General features: G+C 37.8%; 10 protein-coding genes. All 10 read left to right on the top strand.

The features are described 5' to 3' along the window. Window positions 1–647, top strand: a 647-nt coding sequence (locus tag PVA01S_RS25805; RefSeq protein ID WP_164751984.1) for an IclR family transcriptional regulator, incomplete at its 5' end; no start/stop codon positions are given. 69 nt (window positions 648–716) lie between these two features. Continuing rightward, on the top strand, window positions 717–1,868 hold the full coding sequence (locus tag PVA01S_RS25800; protein ID WP_127610728.1) for an aromatic ring-hydroxylating oxygenase subunit alpha: 1,152 nt from the start codon (window positions 717–719) through the stop codon (window positions 1,866–1,868). A 34-nt stretch (window positions 1,869–1,902) separates the two neighbouring features. Continuing rightward, window positions 1,903–2,388, top strand: a complete 486-nt coding sequence (locus PVA01S_RS25795; protein ID WP_127610726.1) for an aromatic-ring-hydroxylating dioxygenase subunit beta — start codon at window positions 1,903–1,905, stop codon at window positions 2,386–2,388. A gap of 42 nt (window positions 2,389–2,430) precedes the next feature. Further along, window positions 2,431–2,892, top strand: coding sequence for a flavin reductase family protein (locus PVA01S_RS25790; protein WP_196426828.1), 462 nt, complete (start codon window positions 2,431–2,433; stop codon window positions 2,890–2,892). Window positions 2,893–2,932: 40 nt separating this feature from the next. After that, the gene (locus PVA01S_RS25785; RefSeq protein WP_127610724.1) at window positions 2,933–3,694 is read left to right on the top strand and encodes an SDR family NAD(P)-dependent oxidoreductase; all 762 of its coding nucleotides are present in this window, start codon (window positions 2,933–2,935) and stop codon (window positions 3,692–3,694) included. Between the two features lie 71 nt (window positions 3,695–3,765). Beyond that, complete coding sequence (locus tag PVA01S_RS25780; RefSeq protein WP_127610722.1) at window positions 3,766–4,950, top strand: ABC transporter substrate-binding protein; 1,185 nt, start codon at window positions 3,766–3,768, stop codon at window positions 4,948–4,950. Between the two features lie 99 nt (window positions 4,951–5,049). Then, window positions 5,050–5,925: a branched-chain amino acid ABC transporter permease gene (locus PVA01S_RS25775; RefSeq protein WP_127610720.1), complete on the top strand. Its 876-nt coding sequence runs from the start codon at window positions 5,050–5,052 to the stop codon at window positions 5,923–5,925. A 15-nt stretch (window positions 5,926–5,940) separates the two neighbouring features. Beyond that, complete coding sequence (locus tag PVA01S_RS25770; protein ID WP_127610718.1) at window positions 5,941–6,981, top strand: branched-chain amino acid ABC transporter permease; 1,041 nt, start codon at window positions 5,941–5,943, stop codon at window positions 6,979–6,981. Further along, the gene (locus PVA01S_RS25765; RefSeq protein WP_127610716.1) at window positions 6,956–7,726 is read left to right on the top strand and encodes an ABC transporter ATP-binding protein; all 771 of its coding nucleotides are present in this window, start codon (window positions 6,956–6,958) and stop codon (window positions 7,724–7,726) included. Before PVA01S_RS25770 ends, PVA01S_RS25765 begins: the two co-directional genes overlap by 26 nt. A gap of 9 nt (window positions 7,727–7,735) precedes the next feature. Further along, the coding region (locus tag PVA01S_RS25760) for an ATP-binding cassette domain-containing protein (RefSeq protein ID WP_280531834.1) at window positions 7,736–7,956 on the top strand (221 nt) is incomplete at its 3' end.

The raw sequence follows: 7,956 nt of genomic DNA, 5'->3' as shown, positions 1-7,956 counted from the left end.
TTTCTAAAGAAATGGGTCTTAACAAAAGTACGAGTTATCGACTATTGTCCACGCTTGTCGAGGCTGGTTTCGTATATCAAGATCCGAAAAGCCGCCTTTATGGGCTCGGTTCCATGAGCTTTGAACTTGGAGGGCTGTTTCTTTCCCGCATTGATGTTCATAACGCTTCGAGAGGAAGAATAGAGGAGCTTTCGCAAATTACAAAAGAAACGGTTCATCTGGCTATTCTGGATCAAAACGAAATCCTTTTTTTAAATAAAATTAATTCTCCAACGTCAACGGCAATAAACACCAGGGTGGGCCTGAGAGTACCCGGGCATATAACTGGTTTAGGAAAGGTTCTGTTGGCTTTTCAGAATCAAACCAGAATGGAGGAAAGTATGCTAACGAAAGGCGTAACCGGAAAAAATAAAGAGGCTTTATTGCAAGATCTAACTTTAACCCGCAAAAGAGGTTATGCCATTGATAATGAAGGATACCAGGAAGGTGTAACCTGTATTGCGGTTCCAATTTGGGATTATACCAGGACCATCACTGCAGCAATCAGTATATCAGGGCCAAGTTTTCGCATGAATAAGGATTTAAACTGGTTAGTCATGAAAACATTGGAAGTAGGACAGCAAATTTCTGTAGAAATGGGATATTAAAGAGTAGCCTGATTGTAAGTCAAGGCAATGATTAATAAGTAGAAGTCAAAAGAATGAGGTGTTTTATAAATGAAATTTGTACAGCTTGAAAAACAAATCACGTGGCCGACTGAAGATTTTAGCAGAATACCGAGAAAGGTATTTGTTGAACCAGAACTTTTTGATATGGAGATGGAACGAATCTTTCAGGGATCAACTTGGAATCTTGTGGGTCATGTCTCGGAGATTCCTCAACCTGGGGACTTTAAGACAGGCTATTTAGGAAACATACCCATTATAGTGGTAAGAGATAATAAAAGTCCCCGTGTTATTAATGTATTAGTAAATACTTGCGCTCACCGTGGGGCCGAAGTGGAAAGAAGACCGTGTGGCAATGCTAAACAATTTTCATGTCTTTATCATAAATGGACATATAACCTTTCGGGCGAAATGATTGGGGCTCCATTTAAGGAAGATATCCCCCCAAATATAGAAAAAGAGGAGATGACATTAAAAAAATTAAATGTAGCCCAATTTCATGGTCTCATTTTCGCTTCTTTTCAACAAAATATGGTAAGTATAGATGAATATTTAGGGGATATTGGAGACGGTATTCGTAAAGGGCTAGGCGATAAGCCGCTTATCCCTATTGGAAATCAAAAAGTTGTTTATAACTGCAACTGGAAGCTATATTCCGAAAATGTAATTGACGGTTATCACACTGGATATTTGCATGCGGCTTTTAGAATGTTAAGGATGTTTAGTGCCGGAGGCGTCGGAACTACATCCAATTATGGAAGTGGGCAATTCAGTTATAAAACTCTGCCACTTGAAAAAAATGATGTGCTCAATGATTTATCGATACTAGAGAAAACCAATGAGACCAGCTTTATCATGAATTTTTTCCCTACTTCTGTGGTTTCAACGCATTTAGAAACCATTGGTATTCGATATGTGATCCCTCATAGTATAGATAAAACACTGGTATATTTTCAGTATTTTATGTGCGAAACGGATTCTCCTGAAAAAAAAGATTTGCGAATTAAACAAGCAAGTAATGTTCTCGGACCGCTAGGTTTGATTAGTTTGGAGGATGCTGCCGCCTTGGAGGCAATTCAAAAATCAGCGGTATCCGGAGGCCACAACATTATTTTAAAACCAAGTGACGGAGGAATCCCTATTCACTCTGAAGTAATGGTCAGAAATTTTTGGAAGCAATATCACGAATTAATGGGTTTATGAGTCAGGCAGTTTAAAGGAAAGGGATGATTTTAGTATGAAAGGAATTGTATTAGATTCCAGTAAAAAAGAGGCAATAATCAATCTAATATATGAATATGCTATGGCTGTGGATGATGGCGAATTAAAGAAATGGCCCGATTTTTTCTCAGAAAACGGTTCTTATTATGTGTATCCTAGAGACAATTACGAAAGTGGACTGCCAATAGCTTTAATAATGGATGATAATAAAAGCAAGATTAAGGATCGGGTAACTATAATAGAAAAAATATGGACATATAATATCCAGTACCAAAGACATATCATCTCCAATATCATTGTTAAAGAATCAGCGGATCGCCAGGTTAGAGCGTATTCTAACTTTGTCATTCATTTAACCGATAGGGAAGGGAATACGGACTGGAAATTGATCGGGAAGTATGTGGATACCATCGTTTTTGAGGATGAATCTCCAAAAATTGAAAAAAGGGAAGTCATTTTGGATACGTTTACGTTACCGAATTATTTCGTAAATCCATTGTGAGTACAATATGGCAAACGCAGTCGATGGTAAAGGAGGCCAACCATGATTGATTCAAAACAATTCAGAAATACAATGGGTAAGTTTGCTACGGGTATTACGATCATAACAACGGTTGAAAACTCGAAAGTTCATGGAATGACCGCGAATGCATTTGTATCTGTGTCGTTGGATCCCCCCTTAGTATGCGTATGTATTGATCATAAAGCGAAGATGGATGAATTATTGTCGAAAACAAAGAGGTATGGAATCAGCATTCTTGCGGAGGATCAACAACAAATATCACAGCATTTTGCAGGCCGCCCATTGGAAATAGCTCCATCTTTTATATGGGAAAAGGATTTGCCTTTTATCGAACATTCTATTGCCAACATGGCATGTATGGTTGTAGATAAACATATTGCCGGTGATCATACCTTATATATTGGTGAAGTCAAATGGTTGTCTAATTCCGATGAGGGGAAGCCGTTGCTTTATTATGGTGGTAAATACCGTTTAATCTCTTGAAATAACAGTCTAATGATTTAAAAAAAGGGGGTATTTACTTTTGGATTATGGATTAGATGGAAAGATCGTACTAATTACAGGCGGAGCAAATGGGATTGGAGCGGAAACGGCCAAAATATTCGCTGAAGAAGGGGCAAAAGTGATTGTCACTTTTTTATCAAGCTCCCAATCAGCTCAACAATTGGTACAAGAATCTTATGAAAAAAAGTACAGATATCCTATGCAGGCTAAATGTTTAAATGTGAACGATATGGAATCAGTCAAAAAATTAATATCGGATATTGAAAGCGAATCGGGAGCAATAGATGTTCTTGTTAATAACGCAGTCGCTCCTGGATGGTCGGATTTCGATATCATCTCAAGTGAACCTACAAAATTTACTGAGATGGTCCATACCACATTGAATGGTACCTATTACTGTACAGCCCAAGTAGTTCCCCAAATGAGAAAGAAGGGTTGGGGGCGAATTGTTAATATCTCTTCCAGTGTCGCATTAAATGGACGTAACGGTGCTTCTCACTATGGGGCTGCGAAGGCAGGAGTTATTGGTTTAACAAAGGGTCTATCTAAAGAACTTGCTCAGTACGGTATATTAATAAACGCTGTCGTGCCGGGACTAGTAGAGACAGCTAAGGCGAAATTTGAATTAAACCCAGTATATCGTAACGATATGGCGGAAAGAAACCCTACTAGGAGAAATGCAGCACCAAGTGATATTGCGGGCGTCATTCTCTTTGCTGGTTCAAATGCCAATACGTTTATGAACGGCGCGCTTTTAACTGTAGATGGGGGAATGTTTTGAATAAAATTTTGACCTTCGAAACCTATCATCTTATTCTGTTCGGACATACAAAAATTGGGGAGGTGTTACATATGTCAAGAAAACATTATTTGATTTCTATCTTTTTACTTTTGCTACTACTTGGGGCTTCCGGATGCGGTAATACGAAATCAAGCTCAACCGTCCAGAATGAACCATCAAATACGAATAGTTCAGATTCAATAAACATAGGGGTTCTTGTAGCCGAGACAGGGGCATCTTCATCTATGGGAAAACCGGGTTCTGAAGCTGTTAAATTAATTGATGATCAATTAAAGAAAAACGGCGGGATGATTAATGGAAAGAAAGTAGAAATTCATTTACAGGATTTTAAATCTGATGATCCCACTGCCATTTTAAAATTAAAAGATTTAATTTCAAAGGAAAAGATTGTTGCTGTAGTCGGTGCTACTAACCTGAGCGGCAGTTCTGCCGTTAGTACTGAAGCGGAAAAAAACAAAATTCCCATGGTATCTTTAGCATCGTTGCCAAACGGCTATGGGCATTACATTTTCGGAGTAGTCCAGAAAGATATAGTTATACAATCTGTCATCGTGGATTATCTTAAGAAAAATAATATAAAATCAGTTGCTTTTATGCATGCCCGTGATGGATTTGGACAAAATGGCTTGAAATCATTTCAAGAGTTAGGAAAAGAAAATAATATAGACGTAGTAGCAGTTGAAAATTTTGAGGTTTTGGCATCAGATATGACCGTTCAACTGACCAAAATTAAAGCTAAAAATCCTGACGCCATCATTGTTTGGACGCGTCCGCCGGCATCGGGAGTTATAGCTAAAAATTACAAGCAATTAGGATTATCTATTCCAATGATCCAAAGTCATGCAACGGCTAATCAGGCATTTTTAGATCAGGTCGGGACGGACGGTGAAGGACAACTGGTTGTGGGAAGTAAACTTAATACAATTAATCAGTTCCCCGATTCAAAGCAAATCAAAATATCAAAAGATTTCTCTGAAGCATTCTCTAAAAAATACAATTATGAACCCAATGTTTTTAGCGGATATGCTTATGATGGAGTTCAATTAGTTTTGGATGCTATTTCTAAAGGAAATGATACACCTGAGAAGATCCGTGATTATTTTGAAAATGGAATTCATAATTATCCTGGTATCACCGGAACAATATCATTCAGTAAAGATGATCACAGTCAAGTTGCTCCGGATGGGTTAGCTTTGTTCCGAATTCAAAACCAAAAATGGACGTTAGTCAAGTAAAAAGTTAAATTCGTTATCTCCAGTATAGTAAACAGATCTTATCCAATGGGGGATATCCCCATTGGATAAGATACATACACGGAAAGAGGGTTTAGGAAAATGCCCGAACAAATTGTTCAATTTACTATCACCGGGATACTTACTGGAAGCATCTATGCCCTTGTGGCTATAGGACTGGTTACTTTTTATAATGTGACTGGAATCCTAAATTTAGCTCAGGGTGATTTTGTTATGTTAGGGGGTATGATATTCGTTTCCATTTACAAATTAGGTTTGCCTTTACTGCCAGCGGCCGTGCTATCTATCATTTTAATAGCAATCATCGGAATATTTATAGAAAGAACTGCAATTTACACTGCCCGGAATTCACCTATAATCATTTTAATATCGATAACTGTTGGGTTAGGGATCTTTCTTCACGGATTGGCACTGATTATCTGGGGAACGTCTCCTCAATCCACTTCTTCCTTTATAGGAAGTGAACCAATTCGAATTTACGGCGCTGTATTGCCTCTACAGGGGATCTTGGTCATCATTTCTTTATTATTGCTTTTATTGGTTCTTTATATATTTTTTGAAAAAACAATACTGGGAACCTCATTAAAGGCGTGTATGATTAACCCGGAAGCTTCACAACTGGTGGGTATTAATGTTCGAAATATGTCAATGCTTTCTTTTACGATAAGTGCGGCAATTGGAGCTATTGGGGGAATCATAGTTGCCCCTATTTCAGGTATTACTTATGACATGGGGCTGATGTTAAGCGTAAAAGGATTTATGGCCATGGTTATTGGAGGTATGACTAATGTTTTTGGAGCGGTTGTCGGAGGACTTATCCTGGGATTGTTTGAATCTTTTACTGCCGGGATGATATCGACGATCTATAGTGACGCTATCAGTTTTGTCATACTTATTTTGTTCCTATTTTTATTACCCAACGGATTGTTTGCCAAATCAAAAGGAAAACGAGTCTAAAAGGAAGGTAATCATATGGATATCCGAAAGATTCTTTATAATGGCCGTTGGAAAAGTTTAATGACAATGCTTGCTTTAATTCTTATTGCTCCCTTCTTGTTTTCTTCTTCTTATTTATTGACTGTATTAATTTTAATCGGGATTTATAGTATTGTGACCCTTGGATTAAGTTTATTAACGGGCTACGCGGGACAGCTTTCACTTGGTCAGGCAGGTTTTTTTGCGATAGGCGCTTATACATCCGGTATTTTAACAACTGCATATGGAGTATCCCCCTGGATTGCAATCATAATAGCGATGATTGTTACAGCAATTTTTGCATATTTGATGGGAATTCCAACATTAAAATTAAAAGAATATTTCTTTTCTTTGGCAACCATGGCTTTTAATATGATTGTGTTTATTTTAATTGTAGGCATGTATAATTTTACAGGAGGGGCTCAGGGGCTAATAGGAATACCGAAATTATCTGTTATTAACTTCCCCCTGGAGGGATTGTCCTATTATTTTCTTGTCTGGTCGATTGTTTTTGTGGTTACTTTATTTTCCATGAATATTATTCAATCTCATGTAGGCAGAATATTGCGTGGTATTCACAGCAGCGAAATAGCCACTTCAACGCAAGGGATAAACGTTGCAAAATATAAATTGCATATCTTTGTGATTAGCGCAGTGTTCGCTTCTTTGGCCGGAAGTCTATATGCGCATTTCTTTAATTTTATTTCTCCATTTTCTTTTCAGGTTAGTGTTTCGATCCAATTTCTTATTATGCTCTTTGTTGGTGGGGCGCGTTCTTCTTGGGGGGCCATCTTGGGGGCTTCTATCATGACCTTATTGGTTGAATTGATAGATTGGATTGTTTCTTCCTTTATGAACGGGGGAGGAGAGTTGGGGCTTCTGATATACGGGTTCATGTATATTCTTGTATTAATATTGATGCCAAGTGGGTTGGTTTCAATTATTACCAAAGTAACAGATAAATTGAAAACGAGATTTCAGACTCTTTTTTATAAAAAGGAGGAGGTAACAATTGGGGAAGAGCATATTGGAGATTGATGATCTAACAAAAAGATTTGGCGGCATACTGGCTGTCAATGATATCTCTTTTAATATAAATGAAGGGGAAATAGTTGCTGTCATTGGACCGAACGGGGCTGGAAAAACAACGTTGTTTAATATGATTTCCAATGTTATTATGCCTACCCAAGGGGAAGTCCGGTTTAAAGGAGAGAAGATTAGTGCAAGAAAAATTCATACCTTAGCCAAATTGGGAATGACAAGAACGTTTCAAAATTTACTTATATTTGAGAATATGTCGGTTTTAGAAAATGTTATGTTAGGGACACATATAAAATTAAACACAACTATATTGACTGCAGGATTCCGACTGCCAAGTGTGAAAAAAGATGAGGAAATGTCTTTTTATATGGCTTCAGAAGCCTTGGAATTGGTTGGTTTAAAAAGCAGAATGTATGAGAGAGCGGAAACACTTCCTTACGGTCTTCAGAAATTGTTGGAAATCGCAAGAGCGATTGTTTCAAATCCAACACTGGTTTTATTAGATGAACCCATGGCAGGTCTAAACGATAGTGAAAAGAATAAAATTACTCAGGTTATCTTAAATATGAGAAAAAAGGGGTATTCTTTTTTATTCATAGAACATGACATGAGGGTTGTCATGGAAATGGCGGACCGGATTATCGTAATGGATTTTGGAAATAAAATTGCTGAAGGCAGTCCTGAGGAAATACAAAAAGACCCCAAAGTAATTCAAGCTTATTTGGGAGAGGAGGTATTCTAATTGCTTGAGGTGAAAGAACTTGTAACCTATCACGGCTCTATTCGAACGATTGATTCGATCAGCTTCCATGTGAATACCGGTGAAATTGTATCCATAATTGGCGCCAATGGTGTTGGGAAAAGTACATTATTAGGAACACTGGCGGGGTTATATAGACCAAGTCAGGGCGAGATTTTACTTGATGGTGAATCCATATTCAGTCTCCCGGCCTATAACATCGTAAGGCAAGG

The sequence above is a fragment of the Paenibacillus validus NBRC 15382 genome (assembly GCF_004000985.1).
GTDB classification, from domain to species: Bacteria; Bacillota; Bacilli; order Paenibacillales; family NBRC-103111; genus Paenibacillus_G; species Paenibacillus_G validus.
Note: the sequence above shows the minus strand (reverse complement) of the source record. Positions and strands in the feature narration are given on the sequence as shown.